At 63.3% G+C, this 26,722-nt stretch carries 22 protein-coding genes; 4 read left to right on the top strand and 18 right to left on the bottom strand.

What is annotated here, in order from left to right:
- The first annotated feature begins 31 nt into the window (after positions 1–31).
- Genes GAU_RS04435 through GAU_RS04425 form a run of 3 tightly spaced genes read left to right on the top strand, consistent with a single transcriptional unit; the run spans position 32 to position 3,347 of the window.
- Entirely contained in the window at positions 32–1,021 is a 990-nt protein-coding gene (locus tag GAU_RS04435; protein WP_012682356.1) for a hypothetical protein, read from the top strand.
- On the top strand, positions 1,018–2,301 hold the full coding sequence (locus GAU_RS04430) for a glycosyltransferase (protein WP_012682355.1): 1,284 nt from the start codon (positions 1,018–1,020) through the stop codon (positions 2,299–2,301). Before GAU_RS04435 ends, GAU_RS04430 begins: the two co-directional genes overlap by 4 nt.
- Entirely contained in the window at positions 2,301–3,347 is a 1,047-nt protein-coding gene (locus GAU_RS04425) for a polymer-forming cytoskeletal protein (protein ID WP_012682354.1), read from the top strand. Before GAU_RS04430 ends, GAU_RS04425 begins: the two co-directional genes overlap by 1 nt.
- Here GAU_RS04425 and GAU_RS04420 read toward each other — a convergent pair whose 3' ends face one another.
- From GAU_RS04420 to GAU_RS04390, 7 genes are all read right to left on the bottom strand, one after another.
- A complete protein-coding gene (locus GAU_RS04420; protein WP_012682353.1) occupies positions 3,348–4,118 on the bottom strand; it encodes a glycosyltransferase in 771 nt (256 codons plus the stop codon).
- A 10-nt stretch (positions 4,119–4,128) separates the two neighbouring features.
- Positions 4,129–4,854, bottom strand: a complete 726-nt coding sequence (locus GAU_RS04415; protein WP_012682352.1) for a class I SAM-dependent methyltransferase — start codon at positions 4,852–4,854, stop codon at positions 4,129–4,131.
- A 2-nt stretch (positions 4,855–4,856) separates the two neighbouring features.
- Entirely contained in the window at positions 4,857–6,869 is a 2,013-nt protein-coding gene (locus GAU_RS04410; RefSeq protein WP_012682351.1) for a hypothetical protein, read from the bottom strand.
- Between the two features lie 4 nt (positions 6,870–6,873).
- Positions 6,874–7,713 carry a YaiO family outer membrane beta-barrel protein gene (locus GAU_RS04405; RefSeq protein ID WP_156798902.1) on the bottom strand — a complete coding sequence of 280 codons (840 nt, stop codon included), beginning with the start codon at positions 7,711–7,713 and terminating at the stop codon, positions 6,874–6,876.
- Positions 7,714–7,972: 259 nt separating this feature from the next.
- Positions 7,973–8,443 (bottom strand): 30S ribosomal protein S7, encoded by a 471-nt coding sequence (gene rpsG, locus GAU_RS04400; RefSeq protein WP_012682349.1) that lies wholly within the window; start codon positions 8,441–8,443, stop codon positions 7,973–7,975.
- A complete protein-coding gene (gene rpsL / locus GAU_RS04395) occupies positions 8,440–8,844 on the bottom strand; it encodes a 30S ribosomal protein S12 (RefSeq protein WP_012682348.1) in 405 nt (134 codons plus the stop codon). The genes rpsG and rpsL overlap by 4 nt, the downstream gene beginning before the upstream one ends.
- A 205-nt stretch (positions 8,845–9,049) precedes the next feature.
- On the bottom strand, positions 9,050–9,607 hold the full coding sequence (locus GAU_RS04390) for a hypothetical protein (RefSeq protein ID WP_012682347.1): 558 nt from the start codon (positions 9,605–9,607) through the stop codon (positions 9,050–9,052).
- A gap of 265 nt (positions 9,608–9,872) precedes the next feature.
- On the opposite strand from GAU_RS04390, the gene GAU_RS20410 reads away from it, so the two are divergent.
- A complete protein-coding gene (locus GAU_RS20410) occupies positions 9,873–11,852 on the top strand; it encodes a serine/threonine-protein kinase (RefSeq protein WP_012682346.1) in 1,980 nt (659 codons plus the stop codon).
- 99 nt (positions 11,853–11,951) lie between these two features.
- Here GAU_RS20410 and rpoC read toward each other — a convergent pair whose 3' ends face one another.
- The 11 genes from rpoC to GAU_RS22795 all read right to left on the bottom strand — a co-directional run bounded on the left by rpoC (position 11,952) and on the right by GAU_RS22795 (position 26,505).
- Complete coding sequence (rpoC, locus tag GAU_RS04380) at positions 11,952–16,262, bottom strand: DNA-directed RNA polymerase subunit beta' (RefSeq protein ID WP_012682345.1); 4,311 nt, start codon at positions 16,260–16,262, stop codon at positions 11,952–11,954.
- Positions 16,263–16,264: 2 nt separating this feature from the next.
- Positions 16,265–20,833 (bottom strand): DNA-directed RNA polymerase subunit beta, encoded by a 4,569-nt coding sequence (rpoB, locus tag GAU_RS22700; protein ID WP_012682344.1) that lies wholly within the window; start codon positions 20,831–20,833, stop codon positions 16,265–16,267.
- A 176-nt stretch (positions 20,834–21,009) separates the two neighbouring features.
- Positions 21,010–21,393 (bottom strand): 50S ribosomal protein L7/L12, encoded by a 384-nt coding sequence (gene rplL, locus GAU_RS04370; protein ID WP_012682343.1) that lies wholly within the window; start codon positions 21,391–21,393, stop codon positions 21,010–21,012.
- A gap of 81 nt (positions 21,394–21,474) precedes the next feature.
- On the bottom strand, positions 21,475–21,978 hold the full coding sequence (gene rplJ, locus GAU_RS04365) for a 50S ribosomal protein L10 (RefSeq protein WP_012682342.1): 504 nt from the start codon (positions 21,976–21,978) through the stop codon (positions 21,475–21,477).
- A gap of 15 nt (positions 21,979–21,993) precedes the next feature.
- Complete coding sequence (gene rplA, locus GAU_RS04360) at positions 21,994–22,683, bottom strand: 50S ribosomal protein L1 (protein ID WP_012682341.1); 690 nt, start codon at positions 22,681–22,683, stop codon at positions 21,994–21,996.
- Positions 22,684–22,688: 5 nt separating this feature from the next.
- Positions 22,689–23,111: a 50S ribosomal protein L11 gene (gene rplK, locus GAU_RS04355; protein WP_012682340.1), complete on the bottom strand. Its 423-nt coding sequence runs from the start codon at positions 23,109–23,111 to the stop codon at positions 22,689–22,691.
- Positions 23,112–23,209: 98 nt separating this feature from the next.
- Positions 23,210–23,767 carry a transcription termination/antitermination protein NusG gene (gene nusG, locus GAU_RS04350; protein WP_052574233.1) on the bottom strand — a complete coding sequence of 186 codons (558 nt, stop codon included), beginning with the start codon at positions 23,765–23,767 and terminating at the stop codon, positions 23,210–23,212.
- Positions 23,768–23,777: 10 nt separating this feature from the next.
- Complete coding sequence (gene secE / locus GAU_RS20405; protein WP_012682338.1) at positions 23,778–24,011, bottom strand: preprotein translocase subunit SecE; 234 nt, start codon at positions 24,009–24,011, stop codon at positions 23,778–23,780.
- Between the two features lie 2 nt (positions 24,012–24,013).
- Positions 24,014–24,166 (bottom strand): 50S ribosomal protein L33, encoded by a 153-nt coding sequence (gene rpmG / locus GAU_RS04340; protein WP_012682337.1) that lies wholly within the window; start codon positions 24,164–24,166, stop codon positions 24,014–24,016.
- Between the two features lie 306 nt (positions 24,167–24,472).
- Positions 24,473–25,342: a LytR/AlgR family response regulator transcription factor gene (locus tag GAU_RS04335; RefSeq protein ID WP_012682336.1), complete on the bottom strand. Its 870-nt coding sequence runs from the start codon at positions 25,340–25,342 to the stop codon at positions 24,473–24,475.
- Positions 25,339–26,505 carry a sensor histidine kinase gene (locus tag GAU_RS22795; protein ID WP_012682335.1) on the bottom strand — a complete coding sequence of 389 codons (1,167 nt, stop codon included), beginning with the start codon at positions 26,503–26,505 and terminating at the stop codon, positions 25,339–25,341. The genes GAU_RS04335 and GAU_RS22795 overlap by 4 nt, the downstream gene beginning before the upstream one ends.
- Positions 26,506–26,722: the final 217 nt, after the last annotated feature.

Here is a 26,722-nt window from a genome sequence, read left to right as displayed (position 1 = left end):
TCCACTTTTTCCAACCACGGAGTAGCCGTCGGTGTCGCGCGTAACTGGTAGTCCGACTCGTCGCACCAGCGAGTTGCGGGATCGTGGATTCCGAGGTGGTCGCATTGCGCCACACCGAGCCATGATCGGCCTCGAGGTGTCGTGGTCGCTTCTCATTGATCTGGTCGTGCTGCCGCTGATGTTTGCGGTGGCGATGTTTGCGTTGCTCGACCCCCTGATGGCACTCTGGCGCGATTTCTTCAACCTGATTCGTGAACCCCTGGGTCTCCCGGGCGTGGTCTCGACACAGGTGTTCGAAGTCGGGCCCTTCGGCGTGGCGATTCCGTATTTCACGGCAACGGCCGAATGGCCGCAGTCACTCGATGTGAATACCGGATGGCTGGTGTGTGGCATCCTCTTCGTGACAGGCATGTTCCTCAAGGGCCGCCTGCTGCCTGTGGGATACCTGCTGCGCGCGCTCGCGGTACTCCAGGCGACGGCCCAACTCTGGTTCAGCTTCGCCTCGCCGCCGTTCACCTACTCCCTGGCCGACTACATCGCCGGTCTGCTGGTGTGTGGTGTCATCATCCTCGTGCTGGCGCCGTTCCTCGTGGCGTTCACGTTTCACATTTTCGATTTCCTGCTTTGGCAGAAGCTGGCCATGGCCACCATGCTGCTGGTGCATCTGAGTCTGCTCCTGCCGATGCAGGCGGCGGTGCACGCCTGGGTGATCCACCGCGCGTCGGTGCTGGCGATGCCGCTCCTGTTCCTCGTGTTCGGCGTACTGCTCGACGTGTTCGTGTATGTGGCCTTGTACGGCTGGGGCATGAGCTGGCGTTCCGGCGGTGTCCTTGACGCCACAGATCGTCGTCCGCCCATGCGTCCGGCCCGTTACCCGACCACCCGTCCGCGCCCGACACCGACGCCGCAGTCGGTGCGTGCGATCACACCGATCGGTTCGCGCGTCGTACGCGCGGTGAGCCTTGGTGGCATGCTCGGGAACTTCGTGATGCGTCGCCTGGGCATGGGAGGACGCACATGAACGTCGGTACCCTGGTGAGCGTGTCCAATGTGGTGCTGTGGTTTTGCATCGCGGTGCTCGCGATCTACACACTGCGGCACTACTTCTTCACGCTGAACCGGCTGTTCGGGCGTCATCGGCAGCCGTTTGTCGACATCCTGCAGGCAGACTGGCCCTCACTCGTGGTGTTTGTGCCCGCGCACAACGAGTCGCGCGTGGTGCGCGATTCGCTCGACGCGCTGCTCACCTGTGACTATCCGGAAGATCGCCTCAAGATCGTCCCCATCGACGATCGATCGAGCGACGACACACGCAGTATCCTGGTGGAGTACGCCGAGAACTATCCCGGGCGTGTCATCCCCTTCCTGCGCGACGATGGCATTCCCGGCAAGGCCGCCGCGCTCGCCGACGCGATGGCGCTGCACACCGATGAAGTGTTTCTGGTGTTCGACGCCGACTACATCCCCGGCACGCGGCTCCTGAAGCAGCTCGTGTCACCGTTCTTCGATCCCGAAGTCGGCGCAGTCATGGGACGCGTTGTGCCGCTGAACGTGGGCGTGTCGCTGCTCACGCGCCTGCTCGATCTCGAGCGGGCCGGTGGTTATCAGGTCGACCAGCAGGCCCGCATGAATCTGCGCCTCGTGCCGCAGTATGGCGGTACCGTCGGCGGCGTGCGTCGTGCGGCATTGGATCACGTGGGCGGCTGGCGTGTGGACTCGCTGGCCGAAGACACCGATCTCACCGTGCGTTTGGTGATTGCCGGTTGGGAAGTGGTCTATCAGAACCGGTCTGAGTGTTATGAAGAGGTGCCAGAGACCTGGGAATCGCGCATCCGGCAGATCAAGCGCTGGGCGAAGGGGCACAATCAGGCTCTGCGTCGCTACCTCGGCGCCCTGATCCGCAATCGCAGCGACCTTCCGTTCTGGCAGGTACTCGACGGCGTGCTGTTGCTCGGTGTATTCGTGGTGCCGCTGGTGCTGTTGGCAGGATGGCTCTGCACCATCGCCCTGTTCTATGCCGGCTATCCGCCGCAGTGGGGACGTGTCACCATTCTGGCGATTTCGTCCTTCAACACCGTCGGCAACTTCGCCGCGTTCTTCCAGGTGGCGGCGGCCAGTCGATTGGATGGTTCACGTGAGCGCATCCGGATGCTGCCGTTCCTCTTCCTCGGGTTCCTGGTGAGCACCGTGTCGGTAGGCCGGGCATCCCTGTCACGAGCGTCGTGGTTGCGTGGTCAGCCCGTGCAGTGGCAGAAGACGGAACGTCATCGCGAGTCACGTGTGCAGTCGAGGAGCAAGTGATGGGATCTCCCACGATGATGTTTTTCCTGCTGTTGCTCACCATGCTGGCGTGGATGGCGATCCCGCTTATTCCCGCGTTCATGGAGTTGATGCGTCCGCGGGATGCGGCACCGCTCGATGCGGTTGGCAACGATGCCGGCAACCTGACGTATTTCGCCGAGTCCTTCACGGCGCGCGCGACGCGCGAAGGGTTGTTGGGGACCATGGTGCCGCCACGCCTGTCCGATGGCACCACGGTGCGCACCCATTCGGTTGGTCAGCCGCTGCCGGCACAGCGCAAAGCGTTCGAAGAGTTCATCGTGCTCATGGACAGCGAGCCGCTGCCAGAGGGCACGGAACTCGCGAGCGAATGCCTGGCGCGTCTGACGGTGCGTGGTAGCGCCCGGGTCACGTACCGCGCGCTGCTCGGACAGCGCGACGTGTACCTCGGCCCCCAGTCCGTGGTGCAGCGCTGGGTGCATGCCCGTGGTCGCCTCGAGGTGGCGGACAATTCGCGGCTGTGGGGCCGTGCGACCGCAGAGCGGCAGATCGTGCTGGGAACCAACGTGGCTTTCGATCGGCTCGAATCGGATGTCATTCGTGTCACCGATGTCGAAACGGCCGAAGCACCGGTACTCCCCACCGGCGCCTACGAGCGATTCGTGCCCAAGAAGGCCCGCGAACTCGGGCCGGCATATTGGCGTGTCGAGGGCGGCGTATCGATTCCGGCAGGCAGTGTGCTCATCGGATCACTGATCGCGACCGGTTCCATCGTCGTCAACGATGGGGCGCGCATCACCGGATCGATCAAGGCGCACGGTGAGGTGATTGTGCGCAATGGTGCCGTGGTGGTGGGCTCCGTCGCCGCACGTGATCGCGTCACCATCGAACGTGGCGCGCGCGTCAGTGGCCCGATCATCTCTGAAACCGCCGTCGTGGTCGAGGCCGCCGTGGTGGGTGGTTCAGGGAAGCGGACCACGGTCACGGCACCGATCGTCCGCCTGCTTCCAGGTGCGACCGTCTATGGTGCCGTCATGGCCGCTGCAGACGGTCTGACGGTGAGCTGATCAATCGCACGCACGATGCCAGTGCGCTCGTGCGTTGCGGATCACCAGCAGTTCCCGCAGGGCATTCACAAAATCCGCGCTGCGCACCTTCGAGCCGGCGCGGTGCTCCCAATGGCCCAGGGGCTGTTCGTAGACCGCCTGTTCGAGGGTGGTCTGCTTGGTGAATGCGAGGACGCCCTGCGCGCGAGTGAGCAGTTCCACGTCGAAGATCCATCGCGAACGGAAAGGTTCAGCGAGCACCGTGCGCAGCAGCGCGGAATTGCGAAACAGCTTCGCACCACATTGTGTGTCGTACGAGTCAATGCCCAGGACGATGGAACTGCAGGTCGCGAACAAGCGCCCAAGATAGTGGCGCAATGGACGCCGTGTCACCTGACGACCGAGCGCACGCAGGCGGATCCCCCATACCCACTGCACATCCGGTCGACGTTCGAGCGTCTCCCGCAGCGCGACCAACTCGGTGAGCGGCGCCGACAGGTCAGCGTCCCAGAAGCCGCAGAGACCATCTTCATGGGTGGATACCTGAACCTGGAGAAGCCCCTGCCGAACGGCTTCAGCTTTGCCCCCGTTCCGGGCCAGATGCAGGCAGGCAATGCGTGTGGCGCGCTGATCCTGCAGGGCGCGCAACACCTGCTCCGTGTTGTCGGTGCTGCCGTCATTGACGAACAACAACTGCAACCACGGATAGCGGTCCACCGCTTCGATGAAACGCGCGCCGTCGAGACGGGCCGCTTCATTGAAACACGGCACCACCAGCACCAAGGGCGGCATGATCAGGTGCTCACCGCGCAGGACGGGCAACAGCTAGCAAGGACAATCCCAACGTCAGGCGGCGTTGGGGAATCCAGGCCCGTTCCAGTCGCCAGATCCGATACAGCAGGTTGTTGATGAACGGTGACGGCGTGAGCGCCTCCACCCGATAGCCAAACAGCCGCTCTTTGAGCCGCTGTGCCACCGCAAGCGGCAACAACAGGAGGTTCATGTAGCTGAGGTATTCCACCTCATAGCCCGCCGCCGTCAGGTGTGCGCGCAACGTGGAGGCCGTGTAGCGGCGATAGTGATTGTGCACGACATCGTGCGGCCCCCAGAGCCATGGGAGCGCAGGCACGGTGAGCACGAGCGCACCGCCATCCTGAAGCCGCAAACGCAGAGCCTCGAGTGAGGGCACCGGCTCGGCCAGATGTTCGAGCACATCGAACAGACCGATGAGATCGAAGCGTGTGTCGCCGAAGGGAATGCCATCCGGCAATGCCCCCGCCGCGATCTTCCCCAGCCCCAATGTCTCGGCGACGGCGCGGGCCTCGGCATCGTACTCGAACCCATGCAGCGTTCCAAGGCCGGAGAGCAACGCGAGATTGCCTCCTGATCCACATCCTGCATCGAGCACGTTCGCTGCAGGTGGCAGAGACAGCCGCTGGATCATGCGCTCGATGAAAAACCGACGCCCCCGGAACCACCAATGATCCCGTTCGGCGTCGGCCATCAGCGTAAAGGCATCACGGTCCATAGCTATTCAAGACGCCACAGCGCAGTGGATGGCCAATTGGGGCGTGACCACCGCTCCACCAACTGCATGGGCAATGCACGCGTGTAGACCGTCTCTTCGGACTCCAACACGAGGAGATACTTCGCTCCGGTCTTCCGGACATCGTCTGGCGTGAAATGCCGGAACGGCGTCAACACCCGATGCCGATAGTCGGCGCCCATCGCGTAGTAGCCTGACGGCTGCGCCGCGAGATTGACAATGGAAGATCCAGGGAGCGTGTCGATGACCGCCGGGATCGGCGGTCGGGCGTCGTAGAACAGCATGTTGTACGCGGCACCACCGGCGAGCTGGAACCCGACACCGACCATGGTCACGGCAATCGCCGCCGCCGTGACGCCCTGCAGCCATCGTGACGGGAATGCCGTGAGCAGACTGCCGACGAAGACAAAGGCCAGCAGCATCGGGAAAAATCCGTAGCGCGGCACCAGCACACCCGTGCGCACCCAGGCAAATGCGGCGGCGGCCAGTATGAGCCACAGCAGACGGTGCAGTCGCGACCCCTGACTGGTCCACGGGCCCATGAGTACGGCCAGCACCACCACTGTGGCAACGATTGCACCAAGGCCGGTCTCGAAACCGAGGATGTGTCCCGTTTCCGTCCACGGATACGAAACGCGCTCCCAGAAGGTGCGTGGCCCCGGCGCACCAGCGAGCAGGTTGTCGAGCGGAATACCCGGAAGCCCGGCCACCGAAAGCGGATAGAGCGGATTCCCTTCGCGCACGAGATTGCGTGCATACCAGAAGATCATGCCCGGCAGCACGCCCGCTGCATACCAGAGCCCCTGCTGCACCAACGCGCCCCAGTCCACCAACGGCTGATCGAATCCTTCGCGTTGCGGACCGCGACTCGCGTACCAGGCCCAGAACACGGTGAGGACCACCGCAGGCGGACCGGCCGAATACTTGGCACCCATCGCGATGCCAAGCGCGAGACCGAATGCAAAGCTCAGCGATCGATCGGTTCCACCACCGCGCACCCACAGCAGCAACAGCCACGTGGCCAACAACAAACAGAGGGCCGTGAACGTGTCGCTGTACACCACGATGCTCTGGTAAGCGAGCACCTGCAGCGAAGCGGCCGCCAGCGCCGAGAGGCGCGCGGCCGACACCGATTGTCCGACTTCCCGCGCCAGCCGATACACCACCCAGGTGGAAGCCAGACTGCTCGCATACGACGCCAGGAACGCAAAACGATCACTGCCAAAAGACAGCAACCAGCGAACGAGGATCTCGAAATTGCCGGGGTAGTACGTCACGACTTCGCCGTCGATGCCCGGCTCCAGTCGGCCGGTCACCAGCCATCGCGCGGGGCGTGCGATATGGTCACTGAACGAGTCGTAACCTTGCAACCCTGACTGGCCGGCAAGCAATACGATCAGCCAGTAGACCACGGCCAGTATCGTGAGCAACGTCAGCACATGGCGATGCATGGCAGGACCGACATCAGCCGTGGTAGTGCTGATCGTTTCGTGCGGTGTGCCGGCGGCAGGGGGCGTGCGGTTTTCCCCGTGCAGCATCCGCAGGCATCCAAGTGTCGCGAGTGCCAGCGCGCCCTGCGCCATCACCATCGTGCCGCTGGTGATCATGCCCTTCCCGTCAGGCCAGCCAATGCCGGCGAGCACCATCGGGGGAACAACGGCCAGGGCAATAGCGGTCAACCAGCCCGCAGGCGCAGCGTGCGATGCACCACGTGCTCCGCGCGCCACGAACATTCCCGTCGCAATACAGATGGCCGCCCCGAGCACGCCGAACCCTGCATCCGCTACGGATACAGGGACTTTGAACGGCAGTGCGTGCAGAACGGGCGTCTGCATGAAGGACTTGAGAACAAACGTGAGAAACGACGCCTGTTCCCACCAGAGTGCGACGGCACGACTCTGCACCATCCAGGTCATCAGACTCGCCGTCGCGAGCGCGGCCAATGCCCAGGTCACCCAGCGCTGGCGCGACGCGGGCGCGTCCGACGATGCCTTCATACGGTCAGAAATCGATGAAGTACGTCAGGCCAATGGCACGACGATTGAAGACATCCACTTTGCGTTCGTAGTCGAGGCGAACGGACACACCGGTGCTGGTCGTGATCCACTTCGAGGCGAAGGCGGTGACAAACTGACTCTTGAAACGCGCGTCGAACGGCGTGGTGGAGAGCAATCGATAGGCTTCATTGCCCGAGCCCACACCACCGCCAACCCAGAACTTCCCCTGCGTGCCCCACTGGCCGCCGGCCTGCCAGGCACTCGAGCGTGCGCCGCTGGCGCGATCTTCATTGAGAAACACGGCGGCGTTGTAGATGCCCCGTCCGCGATACACCATGGAACCGAGTGACACGATGTGCCCGCCGGCCCGCTTGTCGGTGTAGCGCAAGTCGGTGAACCCCGTGGAAACCAACACGCCCTTCAGCTTCGGCACGGCGACGAACACGCTGGCGTCGCTGCGGATCTTGGGGAAAAGCACCGTACCGTTGTCAGGCGCTCCACCCACACCCACGATGGCGTAAATCCATGGCGCGATGTTGATGTACGACCCGGCGCCAAACACCTGCTGGCGGCCATTGGGTCGTGATTGCGTGCCCACGCTCACGAAAGGACTCAGTCTCGTGGACGAATACAGCAGGCGCGCATCCTGCCCCTGCCAGACGCCGTAGCCGTTGTCAGCGGAGCTGTGGAAGGTCGAGAGCTGCAAGTGCCATGCTGCAGGCCCCGGAGGGGTGACTACACGGGTGCTGTCTCGTGTCTGCGCCTGGAGCATGACCGGCGCCACCGTGCACGCCAGCACCAATTGACGCGCGAGGCGGAGAGAGAAAATTCTGACGGAAGACAAGCGCAGTCCCGCTCCAGGAACGGATGTCACGAAGCTGATGCAGGGGGTCAGGGTCAGGACGCATCACCGCAGTATCCCGCAACCGGTAACGCTCGTACCTCTCCTGCAGGTCGGGCACATTTGCCCAACCGTCACGTCCTCAAACGTGACTGCCGTCAGCAACTTTCGCCAGTGAAACCATCACGCCACAGGCACGGGGAAACAAGAAAGGCCCCGGGAGATCCCGGAGCCTTTCTGATTCCTGCAAACAACTCGGTGTTCACCAACGATAGTGCGCGAAGGCCTTGTTGGCTTCGGCCATGCGGTGCGTGTCTTCCTTCTTCTTGACCGCATTGCCTTCACCACGCGAAGCGGCCAGCACTTCGGCGGCCAGCTTCTCCTTCATGCTCTTCTCGTTGCGATCGCGCGAGTAGCTGATCAACCAGCGCATGGCGAGCGCCGTCCGGCGATCCTGACGGACTTCGACCGGCACCTGGTAGGTGGCGCCACCGACGCGGCGGCTCTTCACTTCCACCACCGGCTTGAGGTTGTTGAGCGCCTGCTTGAACACGCCCACACCCGGCTGGCTGGTCTTCGCTTCGACGATGTCCATGGCGCCGTAGAAGATGCCTTCGGCGGTGGACTTCTTGCCCTGAATCATCAGGGAGTTGATGAACTTCGAAACGGTCTGGCTATCGTAGCGCGCATCCGGCAGGATGGTACGCTTTACGGCACTTTTGCGGCGGCTCACTTCTTCTTACCTCCAGCCGCAGCCTGACCCGGCTTCGGACGCTTGGTGCCGTACTTCGAACGGCTCTGGTTACGGCCGTTCACGCCCGAGGCGTCAAGCGTACCGCGAACGATATGGTAACGCACACCCGGCAAGTCCTTCACACGACCGCCGCGCACGAGCACGATCGAGTGTTCCTGCAGGTTGTGGCCTTCACCGGGGATATAAGCCGTGACTTCGAGCTGATTCGTCAGACGAATACGCGCAACCTTGCGCAGCGCCGAATTGGGCTTCTTGGGCGTCGTGGTGTAGACGCGGGTGCAGACGCCACGCTTGAACGGATTGCTCTTGAGCGCGGGCGCTTTGGACTTCTCCACCACATCCTTACGGGCGCGGCGGACCAGCTGGTTAATCGTAGGCATTCGCGAGTGGTTTGACCGGTGACATCGCCACCGGGGCGTTCGAACTCCGACTTCTACGTGGATCGCCTCAGGATCTCACCCACGCACGGTGTGCAGTGCAACGGCGCATACCTGAGGCGGCACGGAACAGAACCCTAAGCTTAGTCCACCGGGCAGAGGTGGTCAACCGCCCACATCCGAGCCCCAGCGGGCCACCCTGGGTCGGTCAGGGGGCAACGGTCTTCTTGACCAGTTCCCCGATTCGCTTCTCTAGCACACCAAGCGAACTGCACCGTACGTCGCTCGTCGCGGAAGTGGTAGGGTTGCGCCCCGAGCCCTCTACCGTGCTCTGCACCACACTGCCACCGGCGTCATTGGGCACCACCCGCGACCGGATGGCCAGCGTGAGCTGGTAGGTTTCCGCGTTGGGCATGCCGGAATCCCCTCCGCAGTCCAGTGCCCGCATGGTGGGCACATCACCGATGCGGCGGCGGACCCGATACGCCGCATTCCCGATGGTCCGGCCGCTCTGGTTGACCTCGGTGACAGGGATATTCAGCGTCCCATACGCGGCCGACAGGGCCTGAAAGACCTTGTCGGGCGGCGCCATGACGATCGTGTTGTTCACCTCGGTGATGGACACCATGTTGACCCCGCTGGCGATGCCCGCCGTCTCACTCCGCACCACGGCCGTCGACACACTGGTACCACCCATGTCATCGGCTTTGGGGCCGGATTTTCCTCCGCTGGCGCACCCGGTAACCGCGGCCAGCAGCACGCTCATTCGCACCACCCTCCGTACCGGCAGTCGAAGCAGATACGGGGCAACACCCGTATGGATTGAAGGTGTCATTTCCATGGAACCACTCCAGCGCATCGGTGGAAGCACCACCTGGTGTCTTAACAGCATGGATGTTGCAACGTTACGAAATTCAGGGACAAGGCGCCATCCTGGTGCGTCGACCGGATTTTTCTGGTCCGCCGTCACCGCGGCAGCCGCCCCTGTACATTGAACAGCCCAAACCGCCAACGCCCCGTCGGCATCTCTCGTGAGCGATTTTCAGTCCCGTCTACAACGTGCCCTCGACGCCGATTTCCTGATAGAACGGGAGCTTGGCGGCGCGGGCATGTCGCGCGTGTTCGTCGCGACCGAGCGCGCCCTCCAGCGCAAGGTTGTCATCAAGGTGTTGCCCCCTGAGCTGGCCGCTGGTGTCAACGTCGATCGGTTTCGACGCGAGATCCAGCTCGCCGCGCAGTTGCAGCACCCGCACATTGTGCCGCTGCTGGCGGCGGGCGACGATCAGGGGCTGTTGTGGTTCTCCATGCCATACATCGAGGGAGAATCCCTGCGCGGGGCGTTGCAGCGCCAGCAGCGCATGTCTGCTCGTGACGTCGTGCGCATCCTGCACGATGTGGTTGACGCGCTGGCCTACGCCCACGCGCGCGGGGTGGTGCACCGCGACATCAAGCCCGACAACATCCTCACGTCGGGCATGCACGCCCTCGTCACGGATTTTGGGGTGGCCAAGGCACTGAGTGCCGCCAGTCCGGTGCACGGGGGCACCACCACGGGCATGGCCATCGGCACGCCGGCGTACATGGCGCCCGAGCAGCTCGCTGCCGATCCCGCGGCCGACCACCGTGTCGATCTCTATGGTGTGGGGCTGTTGGCCTACGAACTGCTCACGGGCGCAGGCCCATTCAGCGGAGCGTCGCCGCAGGCCACGCTGGCAGCGCAGCTCACGCAGATGCCCGAACCTCCTCACCGGGCCGTCAGCGATATCCCGGAACCGTTGTCGGTGCTCATCATGCACTGTCTGGCCAAGGACGCGAACAAGCGTCCGGCGTCGGCCCGGGCTTTGCTGACCGAACTCGAAGCGCTGCCCGCGATGTCGAGTGGTGTGGTGCTGCCCGTGCGCAGGAGCAAGCGGCCCTGGGCGCTGGCCGCCATTGGCAGTGCTGCCGTGGTAGCCATCGCCTTTGCCATGATGAGCCCCGCTTCGACCGTCGCCACGGTGGGCGAGACCGATTCGCTGCGCGCGCGTGATGCCAATCGCACCGGCGGTGCCCCCAGCATGGAGGTGGCCCGCGCCGGCGCGCGCCGCGATTCGGCGGCCGTGGCGGAAACCATCCCCGTATTCCGCGAGATCACAGACGGCGCGCAAACCACGACCGTGCCGTTTGTCATCACCCGCGCGGAATCCCTCGCCATCGCGGAAGCGGTGCATCGACGGCAGGCAGCGGGCCCTGCCCGTCCCCGCACCGACTCCGCGACGACTTCTCCGACGCTCGCCACGGGCCTGTCCGCCAACCCGGCACCGGCCGCCGCGCCGGCCAGTCCGGCAGCGCCAGGGGCGTTTGCCGGGACGTCCTCCGGAGCGGCCTCCCGCATCATCGTACGCACCGGTGACGGCAGCACGGCTTCGATCGATCGTGATGCCCTGCTGGCGGAGGTGGGACGCATCTTTGCCGACTCCATGTCCCATGCCCTGCGACAGATGGACGTCGCGCTCACGCGCAACATTCCACGCATGGTGCAGATCGAGCCGGGTCGCCCGCTTCAGGGGTTTGCTCCCCTGATGGCGCCGCCCACCGATGGACGGCTGCGCATCGTGGTGACGGACTACAACAACACCACCAGTCACCGCGAACTCGGTGGGTTCACGCGCGACATTGCACGCCAGTTGCGCGAAGGCATCGGCTCCGAACGATTCGATGTGGTGAGCGCCAACTTCACGGAGCGCGCCACACGCATGACTCCCGACCGCATGGCCGTGGGCTGGGCTCTGCGCGCCGACTATGTGGTCAGTGGCATCATCACGATGCGGGCCGATTCGGCAGTGCTGCTCACATTGCTCACCGATGTGCGCGGTGGCCGGTACTCCCGCGCCTTCGAGAGTGCCGCGCCAGTGAACGACCTGCGGCGCACCATCGAGCCGGCGCAGCGGCAGGTACAAGCCTGGCTGGACTCAGCCGCCACGATCTCGCAGAGACGCGTCCCACGCGGCGAGACCGAAGGACGGCGCTGACGCATCACGACCGAGCCGCGGCCCTGATGCGTGACTCGGTACCAGAAACAGAAAACGGCGGCGGACCAATGGTCCGCCGCCGTTTTCAGTTTGCATCACTTATTCGTTCGGCATCGTGAAGGCCGATGGTTCGAAGGTCGGAAGCGAATCGAAATTCGGCTCCAGTGCTTCGGGCATCGGTTCCGGCTCGGGGAGTGTTTCCGAGTCGACCTGCACATCATGGTAGCGGTACAGACCCGTACCGGCCGGGATGAGGTGACCGATGATGATGTTCTCCTTCAGACCCAGCAAGTCGTCGCGCGAGCCACGAATGGCCGCATCGGTAAGGACGCGCGTGGTCTCCTGGAAGGAGGCCGCCGACACGAACGACTGCGTGGTGAGCGAGGCCTTCGTGATACCGAGCAGGAGCGGCTCCGCCGTTGCCGGACGGATCTTGCGCTTCTTGGCATCGTCGTTGACATCGCGGAACTCGGAACGATCGACATGCTCGCCTTCGAGCAGTTCCGTGTCACCGGAATCGGCCACACGCACCTTCTGAAGCATCTGCTTGACGATCACGCCAATGTGCTTGTCGTTGATCTTCACGCCCTGCAGGCGGTACACCTCCTGCACTTCGTTCAGCAGATACTCCTGCACCGCACGCGGGCCCTTGATCCGCAGGATGTCGTGCGGATTGACCGGACCTTCGGAGATGCGATCACCGGCGCGCACCCGATCACCTTCGTGCACACGCAAGTGCTTGCCCGACGGCACTTCGTACGTCTGTTCTTCGGCCGTGTCGTCGGCCGTCCACAAGCCCTTGTCGACCGTGGCCGGGCGCACGAACACTTCACGCTTGCCGCGCTTGATCTCACCAAAGCGCACGAAGCCGTCGATTTCGGAGATCGTGGCCGGATCCTTCGGGCGACGGGCTTCGAACAGTTCGGCAACACGCGGCAGACCGCCGGTGATGTCGCGCGTCTTGTACGCTTCACGGCTGACCTTCGCCAGGATGGTACCGGCCGCGATGTGTCCGCCATCGTCGATCGTGATCACGGCGCCCACCGGGAGGATGAAGTCGCGTACGCGCTTCTCCTTGCCGCCGCTTTCCTGCCAGATCTCGATGTGCGGGTGGAGCTTCTTTTCGCGGTCTTCGATCACGACGCGCTGACGCAAACCGGTCAGTTCATCGAGTTCTTCCGACAGCGATTCGTCTTCGACGAGATCCACGAAGCGCACCGTACCATCCACGTCCGCGATAATCGGATTGGAGTACGGGTCCCACGTGAACACCGTGTCGTCCTTCTTGACGACCTGACCGTCTTCGACCATCAGGTACGCGCCGAGCGGCACCTGCAAGCGGGCTTCAATCGAGGCGTTCTTGTCGGCGGAGGTCTTGATGACCAGTTCGCCTTCATAGGACGTCACGACCTTCTGGCCTTCCTTGTTGATGACCGTGAAGAGACGATCACCAAACTCGATCACACCGGCCTTCTTCGTCTTGCGCGCCGTCTGTTCGGCAATACGCGACGCGGTACCACCGACGTGGAACGTACGCAGCGTCAACTGCGTGCCGGGCTCACCGATGGACTGCGCAGCGATGATGCCAACCGCTTCGCCCAGGTCGACCATCTGCATGGTCGCCAGGTTCCGGCCGTAGCACATGCGGCACAGGCCACGCTTCGCTTCGCAGGTGAGCACGGAACGGATCTTCACCGTTTCGATGCCTGCTTCTTCGATGCTCTGCGCCATCTCTTCCGAGATGAGCGTACCGGCTTCCACCAGCAGACGCGGGCGTCCTGCTTCGTCGCGCTCGAGGGGATCGATCACGTCCTCGGCCGCCACGTTGCCCACGAGACGCTCGGCGAGCGGCTCGATCACATCTTCGCCTTCCTTCAGCGCCGACGTATCGATGCCGAGGATCGTGCCGCAATCCTCTTCGGCGATGGTCATATCCTGCGCCACGTCCACCAGACGACGCGTCAGATACCCGGCGTCGGCCGTCTTGAGCGCGGTGTCGGCCAGACCCTTACGCGCACCGTGTGTGGACGAGAAGTACTCGAGCACCGACAAGCCTTCACGGAAGTTCGACTTGATCGGGTTTTCGATGATTTCACCGATACCACCGGTGAGCTTCTTCTGCGGCTTGGCCATGAGGCCACGCATACCGGCAAGCTGACGAATCTGGTCACGGCTACCACGTGAACCGGAGTCGTACATCATGAACACCGGATTGAAGCCGCCCTGCGACTCGCGCATCGTCTTCACCATGGCGTCGGCGACGTCGGTGTTGGCGTGCGTCCAGGTGTCGATGACCTTGTTGTAGCGTTCGCCGTTCGTGATGTTGCCCGTCGCGTAGGCGCGCTGGAAACGCTCCACGCGCTCCGACGCTTCCTGCAACAGCGTCTGCTTTTCCTTCGGGATGTGCAGATCTTCGATGCCGATGGAGACACCACCGCGCGTCGCGTTGCGGAACCCGAACTCCTTCAGGCGATCGAGCAGCGCCACCGTCTCCGCGAGCCCCGCATTGCGGTAGCTCTCGAACACGAGTTCGCCCAGCGCCTTCTTCTTCATGTCCTTGTTCAGGAACGGCAGCCCCTTCGGCACGATCACGTCGAACAGGACGCGGCCGGTGGTCGTCGTGACCCACGTCGGCGTCTCTTCGCGGCGATCGAGCCAGCGGATCGGCGACTGGTAGGTCGCGCGGCCGTTGGCGATCGCGATCTCGACTTCGGCCGTGTCGGTGAAGGTGGGCAGCTTGCGCACCCAGGCTTCGTCCTTCGCGTGCTTGTCGAAATCCGTCGGCGCCTTGGTCGCGACGTAGCAGCCGAGCACGATGTCCTGTGACGGCTCGGCGACCGGACGACCGTCCGACGGCTTGAGGATGTTGTTCGACGACAGCATCAGCACGCGCGATTCGATCTGCGCTTCGAACGACAGCGGCACGTGCACGGCCATCTGGTCACCGTCGAAGTCGGCGTTGAACGCCGCGCAGACGAGCGGGTGAATACGGATTGCCTTGCCTTCGACCAGCACCGGCTCGAACGCCTGGATACCCAGACGGTGCAGCGTCGGTGCGCGGTTGAGCAGAACCGGGTGATCCTTGATGATGCCTTCGAGCACTTCGTAGACCATCGCGTTTTCACGCTCGACGATCTTCTTCGCGCGCTTCACCGTTTCCGCTTCACCACTCTCGACGAGCTTGTGAATGATGAACGGCTTGAAGAGTTCGAGCGCCATCATCTTCGGCAGGCCGCACTGGTGCAGCTTGAGCTCCGGGCCCACGACGATGACCGAACGACCCGAGTAGTCCACGCGCTTGCCGAGCAGGTTCTGACGGAACCGGCCCTGCTTGCCCTTGAGCATGTCGGACAGCGACTTGAGCGGACGCTTGCCGCGGCCACGAATGGCCTTGGAGCGACGACCGTTGTCGAACAGCGCGTCGACGGCTTCCTGCAGCATGCGCTTCTCGTTGCGCAGGATGACTTCCGGCGCGCGGTGCGAGATGAGCTTCTGCAGGCGGTTGTTGCGGTTGATCACACGACGATAGAGGTCGTTGAGATCGGACGTCGCAAAACGGCCGCCATCGAGCGGCACGAGCGGACGCAGGTCGGGCGGGATCACCGGAATCACGTCCAGGATCATCCACTCCGGCCGATTGCGGATCTCACCGCCCTCACCCGACGTACGGAACGCGTCGACGATCTTGAGGCGCTTCAGCATCTGCTTCTTGCGATGCTGCGACGTCTCGCCGACCACCGAACCACGCAACGTCTCGGCCACCTTGTCGATGTCGAGGCGCTTGAGCAGCTCGCGCACGGCCGGTGCGCCGATGTCACACTGGAATGCCGCGTCGCCTTCGGCCTTGGCCTTCTGGCGCAGCGTCAGGTACTCGTCTTCGTCGAGCAACTGGCGCTCACGCACCTCCTGATTGCCCGGCTCGATGACGATGTAGTTGCTGTAATAGATCACCTTCTCGAGATCACGCAGGGTGACATCGAGCAGGTTGCCCATCGGAGACGGCAGGGTCTTGAAGAACCAGATGTGCGCAACCGGCACAGCCAGTTCGATGTGGCCCATGCGCTCACGACGCACCTTGCTGAGCGTGACTTCCACGCCGCAGCGATCGCAGATCACGCCGCGATAGCGGATGCGCTTGTACTTGCCGCAATGGCATTCCCAGTCCTTGACCGGACCGAAGATGCGCTCGCAGAACAGACCGTCCTTCTCAGGCTTGAAGGAGCGGTAGTTGATGGTTTCGGGCTTGGTGACTTCGCCCCATGACCACCAGGTGCGCAGACCGGCCATCTCCAGCCGTTCGCGCTCCTTGGGGTCCTTCGGGCCGCGGATCTCCTCGGCAGAGGCGATGCGGACCGACATGTAGTCGAACGCCGACGCGCGGGCTTCGCGCGAGCTGCGGAAATCGATCATGCTTATTCCTCCCCACCGTTACCGGCGACGCTACCGCCGGCGTCCACAAGCTCAACACCAGTGCCGTCAGTGGCACCGAGCGTGACCTTGATACCGAGCGCCTGCAATTCCTTCACGAGCACGTTGAACGACTCCGGAATGCCGGGCTCCGGCAGATTCTGACCCTTCACGATCGCTTCGTACACACGGCTGCGTCCGTTCACGTCGTCGGACTTGACCGTGAGGATTTCCTGCAGCGTGTGCGCCGCGCCGTACGCTTCCAGCGCCCACACTTCCATTTCTCCGAAACGCTGGCCGCCAAACTGCGCCTTACCGGCGAGCGGCTGCTGGGTCACCAGCGAGTACGGTCCGATGGAGCGGGCGTGAATCTTGTCGTCGACAAGGTGCGACAGCTTGAGCATGTAGATCTCGCCCACCGTGACAGGCGCGGTGAACGTTTCTCCGGTACGACCATCCCGCAGGCGGACCTTGCCGGTGGGCGTCAGTCCGGCGAGACGGATCAACTCCGAAGCCGCGGCGTCGACATCCGCATCCTTGCCACCGACCAGCATGGCGGCCAGCGCGGGCTGACCGATGCGCTGCAACGTTTCCGTCGACGAGAGAGCGGCAAACCCTTCGAGCACCTCGAGCGCAGCCGGTGCGCCCTCTGGCACTTCGCTGGCCTCTCCACGATGAATGGAGATCGCCGCACGCACGGCATCGAGTTCCCGGTCGGCGATGGCCCGTGCACTCTGCGTCGCGAATTCGCGCACACGCGTGAACAGGGCCTTCGTTTCCGGAGACATGGCCTTGCCACCCAGATCGTTCAGGTTGGCATCGCCCAGCAGCTCGACCTTGTCGGGGAGACGGCGATCCGGCTTGATGTCGGACAGCAACGCCTTCACTTCAGCCGTCGTCGTATCCGACGCCGGGCCACCCAACATCAGTGTTTCGCGCGCCCAGCGCAGACCTGCCAGCTTCATGAGCAGGCCGATTTCGCGCTCGTTCGCCCCTTCGAACACCGGCGTCTTCGCGTAGAAGTTGAGCAGCTTCGCGGCCCACCCAAGGTGGGTTTCGAGGATCTGCCCCACGTTCATACGCGACGGCACGCCCAGCGGGTTGAGCACGATGTCCACCGGACGACCGTTCGGAAGGAACGGCATGTCTTCTTCGGGGACGATGCGGGCCACGATACCCTTGTTGCCGTGTCGGCCGGCCATCTTGTCACCGACGGAAATCTTGCGCTTCTCCGCCAGGTACACCTTCACCAACTGAATCACGCCCGGCGGCAATTCGTCGGGCTGCAGAATGCGGTCGATGCGATCTTCCGCGCGCTCTTCGATGCGGGCCTTTTCTTCGGCCGCAGCATCGAGGATATCACGCACGCGATCGTTCGCCTTCTTGTTTTCGACGCGGAACGTCTTGAGGTCGAGCGTGGCGAAGCGCAAGCCGTCGAGGATCTCGCGCGTGAGCGTTGTGCCCGCGCCAATCGCCTCTTCCACCGTGCCCGCCTTCAGTGCCAGCGCCACCGTCTCGCCTTCCAACAGGCGTGACAGTTCGGCATCGCGCACTTCGTTCACGCGGATCTTCTCTTCGCCTTCGAGGCGGCGCACTTCACCGATGCGCTCACCACGATCCTTTTCGACGACCTGGTCTTCCACACGGGAGAAGATCTTCACGTCGATGACGACACCTTCCATACCCGGGGAGACCTTGAGGGACGAGTCCTTCACGTCCTTCGCCTTCTCACCGAAGATGGCCGTCAACAGCTTCTCTTCCGGCGACAGCTCGGTCTCACCCTTCGGCGTGATCTTGCCGACGAGGATGTCACCGGCCTTCACCGCCGCGCCGATCCGCACGATGCCACGCTCGTCGAGGTCGACCAGCGACTCTTCGGCGACGTTCGGAATTTCGCGCGTGATTTCTTCCTGACCACGCTTCGTGTCGCGCACATGCAGTTCGAGCTCCTGGATGTGGATCGACGAGAACACGTCGAACTTCACCAGGCGTTCGGAGAGCACGATGGCGTCTTCGAAGTTGTGGCCGTACCACGGCATGAACGCCACGGTGACGTTGCGGCCGAGTGCAAGCTGCCCCATTTCGGTGGCTGCACCATCGGCGAGCACTTCACCCTTGGCGACCGTCTGGCCCATGCGCACCAGGGGCCGCTGATTGATCGCGGTGTCCTGGTTGGTGCGCCAGTACTTCTTGAGGCGGTACCGATCGAGCTGACCCAAGCGCGTGAGCGGACGACCATCGTCCACCGCTTCCTGGTTCAGGCCGGCGTCGATGATGATCTCATCGGCCGTCACATTCGTCACCACACCCGGACGGCGCGCGATGATCACCGCGCCCGAGTCCACCGCCACGGTGGCTTCGAGTCCGGTACCGACAAACGGCGTGGCCGGGTTGAGCAGTGGCACCGCCTGGCGCTGCATGTTCGAGCCCATGAGCGCGCGATTGGCGTCATCGTGCTCGAGGAACGGAATGAGCGCGGCAGCGATGGAGACGAGCTGCTCCGGCGCCACGTCCATGTAGTCGATGTTCATCGGCGGCTCGAGCGGAAGATCTCCGCGCTTCCGCGACAACACGAGATCATCGACGAACGTACCGTCCGGATTGAGCTTCGAGTTGGCCTGCGCGATGATCGCATCTTCTTCGCGATTCGCATCGAGCCACACGATCTCACCCGTGACACGACCTTCCTTCACGATACGGTACGGCGTCTCGATGAAGCCGAGGTCGTTCACCTGCGCGAAGCAGGCGAGCGACGTGATCAGGCCGATGTTCGGACCTTCCGGCGTTTCGATGGGGCACATGCGGCCGTACTGCGAGTAGTGCACGTCTCGCACTTCGAAGCCGGCGCGCTCACGAGTCAGACCGCCCGGTCCGAGCGCCGACAGACGACGCTTGTGCGTCAGTTCGGCGAGCGGGTTGGTCTGGTCCATGAACTGCGAGAGCTGCGACGATCCGAAGAAGGCCTGAATGACCGCCGACACCGTGCGGGCGTTGACGAGATCGTCGAGGCTGATCTTCTCCGGATCGGTGTTGATCGACATGCGCTCCTTGACCAGACGCGCCATGCGCGAGAGGCCCACGGAGAACTGGTTCGCGATCAGTTCACCGACCGAGCGGATACGACGGTTGCCCAGTTGATCGATGTCATCCACATCGCCGCGGCCTTCATGCAATTCGACGAGCTGACGCATGATTTCCACGAAGTCTTCCTTCGTGAGCACCGTGGTCCGCATCGGCGTGTTGAGGCGCAGACGCTGGTTGATCTTGTACCGGCCGACGCGGCCGAGGTCATATCGCTTCGGCGAGAAGAACAGACGCTCGAGCGCCTGCTTCGCGGTTTCACGGTTCGGGGCATCACCCGGACGGAGCAGCGCATAGATCTGCTTGAGCGCTTCCTCTTCCGCCTTGGTGGGGTCCTTGGCCAGGGTGTTCTTGATGAGCGTCGATTCGGCGCGGCCTGATGCCACGAAGACGAACACCTTGACGATGTCGGCCTTGCGGATGCGCTTGATCACGGCATCGGTGAGCGTGGTGTCCTTTTCCGCCACCACTTCGCCGGTATCCTGATCGATGACATCGCGCGCCAGCATGCGGCGCACTTCACGCTCGCCACGGTCGATCGCGTCCTGTTCGTCGCGCAGATCGATCTGCGTGTAGGAGGCGAACATCTTGACCGTCTTGATGCCCTGCCGCACGAGGCGGTTGAGCACTTCTTCGGTGAGTTCGTCGCCTTCCCGGACGAGCAGCTCGGCTTCCGAGCGTTCGCGTTCGGCCTTGGCCTTCTTGGTCTTGGGCTTGGGCGCATCCGCAGCCGTCACCTCGCCTTCGAGCGTGATGTCTTCGGCGATGATGGCGCCGAGGACTTCGCGCTGATCGTTGCGGGTCTCGCGCTTCTTGGTGAGGTCGAGATCGCGTTCGGCGAAGAAGAGGCGCAGGATATCGCGATTTTCCCCGTAGCCAAACGCACGCAGCAGCGCGGTGGCGGGGAATTTCTTCTTCTTGTCGATGTGGACGTAGATCACATCGTGGATGTCCACGGTGAACTCCACCCACGAGCCTCGGAACGGAATGATCCGTGACGAGAGCAGGCGCTGGCCGTTGGGGTGTGTGCTCTCTTCGAACACGACACCGGGCGAACGGTGCAACTGAGAGACAATGACGCGTTCGGCGCCATTGATGACGAAGGTGCCGAGCTCGGTGAGGAGCGGCAGTTCGCCGAGATAGACTTCCTTTTCGATGATGTTCCGGGGACGCTTGCCGTCGCCGGTATCCTCGAAGATGACCAATTGCAGGGTGGCCTTGAGGGGGGCCGAGTACGTCATGTCGCGCTCAATGCACTCCGCGACCGTGTACTTCGGCTCACCGAGGCTGTACCGAACGAATTCCAGCGAGAAATTCTCGTGGACATCCGTGATCGGGAACAGGTCCTTGAAAACGCGCTCGAGGCCGACGTCCTCGCGCTCCTGCGAGGCGGCATCCAGCTGCAGCAGCGACTCGAAAGCGCGCGTCTGGATGTCCAGCAGGTGGGGCATATCCATGCCCGTCTCGAGCTTCGCGAACGAGATCTGGTTCATCATATCCTTGTGGGGCTCACCCTCGTGCGGGGCGCGCACAATCCGGGAAACCGGAGGCGCAAAGCGCTCCGTCCCCGACGGCGCCGGTCACGAAATCGCGACCGGCGCCCCCGGGGCGGAGCGTTACAACGACGGAACTACGGTATGTCGACGTAGAGCCTGGCCTGGGCCGGACTTTACTTGATTTCGACGCCGGCGCCTTCAGCCTCGAGCTTGGCCTTGATCTGCGCGGCTTCGTCCTTCGACACGTTTTCCTTCAGCGCCTTCGGGGCGCCATCGACGAGGTCCTTGGCTTCCTTGAGGCCCAGGCCGGTGAGCTCGCGCACCACCTTGATGACCTGGATCTTCTTGGCGCCGGCTTCCTTGAGGATGACGGTGAACTCGGTCTGCTCTTCCGCGGCCGCAGCCGGGGCTGCTGCACCGCCGCCGCCCGCGGCGACGGCCGCGATGGTGACGTTGAACTTCGTCTTGAACGCTTCAATGAGCTCGGACAGCTCGATGACGCTCATGGCGCCGATCGCGTCGAGGATCTCGTCCTTGCTCAGGGTCGTGTTAGCCATGGTGGTACTTTCTCCGTATCTCCCCCAGGGAGCCTGGGGCGTTTGTGATCAGGGATGCCTTACGGCGAACGCCTGGGGAACTCAGTTGGAGCCTTCGAGCTGCGTCTTACGGGCGTCGAGGGCGAGGGCGAACATCATCGGGATGCTGTTGAGGTAGCCGGCGAAGATCGACAGGGCGTCCTCACGGTTCGGGAGCGCGGCCAACTTCTTGACCATCGCTTCGTCCACCGCATTGCCTTCGTAGATCCCACCCTTCACCGCAGGCCGCTGGTCGTTCTCCTTCGCGAAGTCGGAGAGAACCTTGGCCGCCGTGATGCCATCCTTTGCAACCACCACCCCCGTCGGACCCTTCAGACGCTGGGACACCAGACCGCTCTCGTTGACGGCACGGAGCGCCAGCGTGTTCTTGATCACGACGTACTCGACACCGGCCTTCCGCAGGCGGCGACGCAGCTCCGTCATGCGCTTCACGTTCAATCCCGTGAAGTCGGTGTAGTAGACGGCCTGCGCATCACCCAACTGCGTCTTGAGGCTATCTACCAGGATCTGCTTGTCGCTCTGCTTGGCCTTGGGCTTGCCTTTCATGGTGACGTCTCCCTCTTACCGGAACGGCGTGGTGTCGATGGTGACGCCAGGACCCATGGAGCTCGAGATCGCGACGTTGCGGATGTAGAGGCCCTTTGCGGCGGCCGGCTTCGCGCGCACGATGGTGTCCATCAGTGCGGAGAAGTTGGTCTCGAGCTGGTCCGGCGCAAACGACACCTTGCCGATCGGGGCATGCACATTGCCGCCCTTGTCGACGCGGAATTCGATCTTGCCGCCCTTCGACTCGCGCACCGCCTTGCTCACATCAAAGGTCACCGTGCCCGCCTTCGGATTCGGCATGAGACCGCGCGGACCGAGGACACGACCCAACTGGCCGATCTGTCCCATCTGGTCCGGCGTGGCGATCATGACGTCGAAATCGAGCCAGCCATCCTTGATCTTCTGGAGAAACTCGGTTCCCACGAAATCGGCACCGGCTTCCTGCGCTTCCTGCACCTTGGCACCCGTGGCGATGACGAGCACACGCATCGTCTTGCCGGTACCGGCCGGAAGCACCACCGTGCCACGCACGACCTGGTCGGCATGACGCGGATCGACGCCGAGACGGATGGCGATTTCGACGGTCTCATCGAACTTCGCAAACGCCATCTGCTTCACCAGGGCAATCGCCTGCTTGGCCTCGTACGACTTCCCGAGTACGCGCTGCTCACTCGCCGCGCGGAACTTCTTCCCGTTGGTCTTCATGAGGCTCAATCCTTCACCGTGATGCCCATCGAGCGTGCGGCACCGGCGATCATCGCCACTGCGCTCTCCATCGACTCACAGTTGAGGTCGGGCATCTTCGTGGTCGCAATCTTCTCCAACTGCGCCCGCGTGATGGTGCCCACCTTTACCTTGTTCGGCTGACCCGAGCCCCGCTCCACGCCAAGCTCCTTCTTGATCAATTCCGCCGCGGGCGGCGTCTTGAGAATGAAGGTGAATGACTTGTCTGCATAGATCGTGACCTCGACGGGGATGATCATATCCCCGCCCTGCGTGCGAGCGTTAAACTCCTTGCAGAACCCCATGATATTGATACCCTGGGGTCCGAGGGCCGTACCTACTGGGGGCGCCGGGTTCGCCTTGCCTGCAGGAATCTGCAGCTTGACGAATCCAGTGACCTTCTTGGCCATGCGACTTCCTCATCGCGAGTTCCACACACGGACCATCCGCGCGTGGTCTTGCTGCCACGGTGTTTTTCGTCGGGTGGTAGCGACGTCCTGCTCTCTCTCTAGTATCCGCGCAACTGGAGGTAATCCAGTTCCACGGACGTGGGTCGACCAAACAAGCTGACCGACACCCGTACCTTGCCCTTGTCGGGGAGAATCTCCTCGACGGTGCCGTTGAAATCGGCGAACGGGCCTTCGGTGATTGCCACCGCCTGCCCCACGAGGAACGGAATCTCCTCACGCACCGGTGTTTCATCGGCCGGATCCGCCTGCCCCAGCAACCGACGCACTTCGTCGTCGCGCAGCGGCATCGGATCCTTGTCCTTCCCCACGAACTTGATCACGCCCTGAATGGCGTTGATCTCGTGCAGGGTATCCTGACTGGCCACCATCTCCACCAGCACGTAGCCGGGGAAAATCTTGCGCTCGACGGTGACCTTCTTGCCGTTCTTGATCTCCACGACTTGCTGCGTCGGCACGAGTGCCTGGCGGATGAGACGATCTTCAGGCTGCGCAGGATCCATGTCGATCTTCCGCTGGATCAGCCGCTGCACCTTGTTCTCATGGCCTGACGTCGTCTGGATTGCGTACCACCGGTGCTCGAGCATCGACACGGTCATGGGTGCGCGCTCAATTGCCGAGGAGCATGCTCGGCAGACGCACCAACAGCGCCTGCAACGCCACGTCCACCAGCCCGATCACAGCACCAAGGACCAGCACGAAGATGATGATCTGAATGGTCGCCTGCTGCAGTTGCGGGCGATCCGGCCAGGTGACCTTCTTCATCTCGGCGATCACTTCATGATAGAACGTGACCAGCCGCGTGCCGGCTCCCGGACGGGTTACCTCGACGGGAGCATTCATGACTACTTGGTTTCCTTGTGCGTCTGATGCTTGTTGCAGCGTGGGCAGTACTTCTTCCACTCCACGCGCTCAGGATGAAGACGCTTGTTCTTCATCGTGAAATAATTGCGGTTCTTGCACTCGGTGCAACCGAGGATGATCTTCTCGCGCGGCATGATCCGGCTCCGTACTGCGTTGCTGGCAACGCGTTGGCTGCGACTGTGGCGTACAGCGTGACGTAATAACGAACGCCACCCACACCCGGATTTCGCCGGTGCAGGGTGAGCCTTGCAAGGTAGCGCGGTCCGATTCCTGTCGCAAGTCACGGTCTGGTCGTGTCCACATGACCACGATCAGCGCCGCAAGTCCCGGTAAAATGGACGCTTAGTGCGCTCCGCCCGGACCCGAATCACGGCCGAAGAGACACGCAAGATCCCCGGCACACTCGCCACCGCCCATCGCTATAGCAGAGCTCGCCAGGCTCAGGCCACGATCCCCAGCCAGCGCTCCAGCGCCTCCCGCCGAGTACGGCTGACACGCAGGCGCCCGCCCCCCTTGAGCAGCACCTCGCCATCACCACCGGCCCCGCGCTTGAGCCCCTCCACCCGGTCCAGACGCACGATCACCGAGCGATGGATGCGAAGAAAACGCCGCGGGTCCAACCGATCCTCCAGCGATTGCATCGACTCCCGGACCAGATGCCGCCGACCCGCCACCACCAGCTCCGCATACGGACCGCTGGCCAGGATGTAGTCGATGTCGGCCACCGCCACTGGTTTGATGGTCCCCTGCGCCTCCACCGCGATGCGCTCGAGATAGCCACCACCACTGCCATGGCCGGTGCCGGGACCGGAGCCGGGACCAGGGCCGGTGATGGCTCCGGTCGTGTCAGGCGCTGCCCCCTCGACCACCGCACTCACCGGCGACGGCGCCAGCACTTCCAAAAGCCGAGCCCGCATCGTGGCCAGATCATTCATGACCACCAGCTTCCGCGCCCGTTGCAGGGTCTGCGCAAAGCGCTCGTCGTCGAATGGCTTGACCAGAAAGTCGAGCGCCGCCAACCGGAACGCCTCCACCGCGTGCTGGTCATACGCCGTCACAAACACCGTGGCCGGCATCAGGTCGACCCCCACCTGACGCACCACGTCGAGACCTGAGAGCCCGGGCATCCGGATATCAAGGAAGACGAGATCGGGGCGCAGGGCACGGATCTGCTCCACCGCCTCCACCCCGTCAGCCGCTTCGCCCACGATATCCACGTCGGACTCGGCGTCCAGCAGGTCACGCAGACGCAGGCGATTGAACTCCTCGTCGTCGACCAGCAACACCCGTATCCGCGCGTTGACGCTCATGCCACACCTGCCGGCAACGGAATGCGGACTTCGGCCACGGTCATGCCCTGCTCCCGGCGCAAATCGAGAGAAGCGGCCGGTCCATACAACTGCATCAGTCGCGCGCGCGTGTTGCCAAGACCAATCCCTCCCGCTTCATCCGGAGACACAGGGGTGTTCCGGGGAGTGTCTGGCGCGGTGTCGTCCGGAAGACTGCCGTTGCCGTTGTCACGTACCTGCATGACCAGTTCGTGGTCGGCCCGGTGAACCTGCACCTCCACCCGTCCCGCTCCTCGCAGCGGCTCGATGCCGTGACGCATGGCGTTTTCAGCCAGTGGCTGGAGCAGGAAGCTCGGAACGAACACATCCATGAGTGACTCGTCCACGGTGTGTGTGATATCGAGTCGTGCGCCGAAACGCATCCGCATGATGTCGAGGTAGGCATTGAGCAACGCCAACTCCTGCCGCAGCGGGATCTCCTGCCGTCCGCCTGTCTCCAGGCTGGCGCGCAACAGCTCGCTCAGACGCGCGATCATGCGCCGCACGCCTTTCGGATCCCGATCAACCAGAGACGATATGAGGTTGAGGGTATTGAACAGAAAATGCGGATCGATCTGCTGCCGCAGCGTTGCCAGGGTGGCCCGGGCGAGCTCGGCTTCCAGTCGCACTGCCCGTTGCTCACGCCACCGGGACTGCAGGGAATAGGCGCGCGCCAGCCCCGCGGCGATGACAGCTCCATAGAGCACCGCGTTGTTGGTGAACGCGAACCAGATGGGCGGCCCGCCTCCCCCACGACGCGGCGGAAAGAGGGCCGCGCGCAGACCGACTCCGAACGCGGTCATGAGGCCCACGACACCGAGCCCGATCAGCACAAAGCGCAGCAACTCACCGGAGGTGAGTGCGTCGTCGCCCTCTTCGACCGTATGGCCGGCGACGAGTTCGAAGAGCAACGGGGTGGCGAGGGCCCAGCCCACGGCTTCTGCGATGGCGATCCAGAAGATGACGGCATCGGATGTGCCATCGGGGCCGCGACGACCACCGAACAGCACGTTCACCACGGTCACCACCGCATAGAGCAGCCAGAACGCCGCAATGAGCAGTCGTTCTCGGCGGGAGACGGTCGTGGACAGCACGGCGTGCGTTCCGGTAGTCCACACCTCGGCGCGCTGAAGATCACGTGACATGCCCCAGCATACCCCGGGGCCCGCATCGGGCGCCAGCATCGAGGGGAGACCGTGTCGTGGACCGCCGTCGGCGGCACATGAACGGTGGATCGGTCGCCACAAAATGCGGATTCCAATAGGCGCATTCGGCGTTCGTGTGCGTCAACCGACGGTTCAGAACACCGGACGGCGGTTCGTGCCGCGGCCATAAACGTCGCGCCAGGACGACGTCTACCAA

Source organism: Gemmatimonas aurantiaca T-27, from assembly GCF_000010305.1.
GTDB classification, from domain to species: domain Bacteria; phylum Gemmatimonadota; class Gemmatimonadetes; order Gemmatimonadales; family Gemmatimonadaceae; genus Gemmatimonas; species Gemmatimonas aurantiaca.
This window is presented reverse-complemented; position numbering and strand designations above follow the sequence as displayed.

Coding starts and splice junctions, on each gene's coding strand:
- rpmG (WP_012682337.1), bottom strand. CDS start 24,166: ATGCCGCGCGAGAAGATCATCCTCGGTTGCACCGAGTGCAAGAACCGC.
- GAU_RS04420 (WP_012682353.1), bottom strand. CDS start 4,118: ATGCCGCCCTTGGTGCTGGTGGTGCCGTGTTTCAATGAAGCGGCCCGT.
- rplJ (WP_012682342.1), bottom strand. CDS start 21,978: ATGAAAGGCAAGCCCAAGGCCAAGCAGAGCGACAAGCAGATCCTGGTA.
- GAU_RS22795 (WP_012682335.1), bottom strand. CDS start 26,505: ATGTCACGTGATCTTCAGCGCGCCGAGGTGTGGACTACCGGAACGCAC.
- rplA (WP_012682341.1), bottom strand. CDS start 22,683: ATGAAGACCAACGGGAAGAAGTTCCGCGCGGCGAGTGAGCAGCGCGTA.
- nusG (WP_052574233.1), bottom strand. CDS start 23,767: ATGACCGTGTCGATGCTCGAGCACCGGTGGTACGCAATCCAGACGACG.
- GAU_RS04390 (WP_012682347.1), bottom strand. CDS start 9,607: ATGAGCGTGCTGCTGGCCGCGGTTACCGGGTGCGCCAGCGGAGGAAAA.
- GAU_RS04410 (WP_012682351.1), bottom strand. CDS start 6,869: ATGAAGGCATCGTCGGACGCGCCCGCGTCGCGCCAGCGCTGGGTGACC.
- rplL (WP_012682343.1), bottom strand. CDS start 21,393: ATGGCTAACACGACCCTGAGCAAGGACGAGATCCTCGACGCGATCGGC.
- rpoC (WP_012682345.1), bottom strand. CDS start 16,262: ATGATCGATTTCCGCAGCTCGCGCGAAGCCCGCGCGTCGGCGTTCGAC.
- secE (WP_012682338.1), bottom strand. CDS start 24,011: ATGAATGCTCCCGTCGAGGTAACCCGTCCGGGAGCCGGCACGCGGCTG.
- rpoB (WP_012682344.1), bottom strand. CDS start 20,833: ATGAACCAGATCTCGTTCGCGAAGCTCGAGACGGGCATGGATATGCCC.
- rplK (WP_012682340.1), bottom strand. CDS start 23,111: ATGGCCAAGAAGGTCACTGGATTCGTCAAGCTGCAGATTCCTGCAGGC.
- GAU_RS04335 (WP_012682336.1), bottom strand. CDS start 25,342: ATGAGCGTCAACGCGCGGATACGGGTGTTGCTGGTCGACGACGAGGAG.
- GAU_RS04425 (WP_012682354.1), top strand. CDS start 2,301: ATGGGATCTCCCACGATGATGTTTTTCCTGCTGTTGCTCACCATGCTG.
- GAU_RS04430 (WP_012682355.1), top strand. CDS start 1,018: ATGAACGTCGGTACCCTGGTGAGCGTGTCCAATGTGGTGCTGTGGTTT.
- rpsL (WP_012682348.1), bottom strand. CDS start 8,844: ATGCCTACGATTAACCAGCTGGTCCGCCGCGCCCGTAAGGATGTGGTG.
- GAU_RS04415 (WP_012682352.1), bottom strand. CDS start 4,854: ATGGACCGTGATGCCTTTACGCTGATGGCCGACGCCGAACGGGATCAT.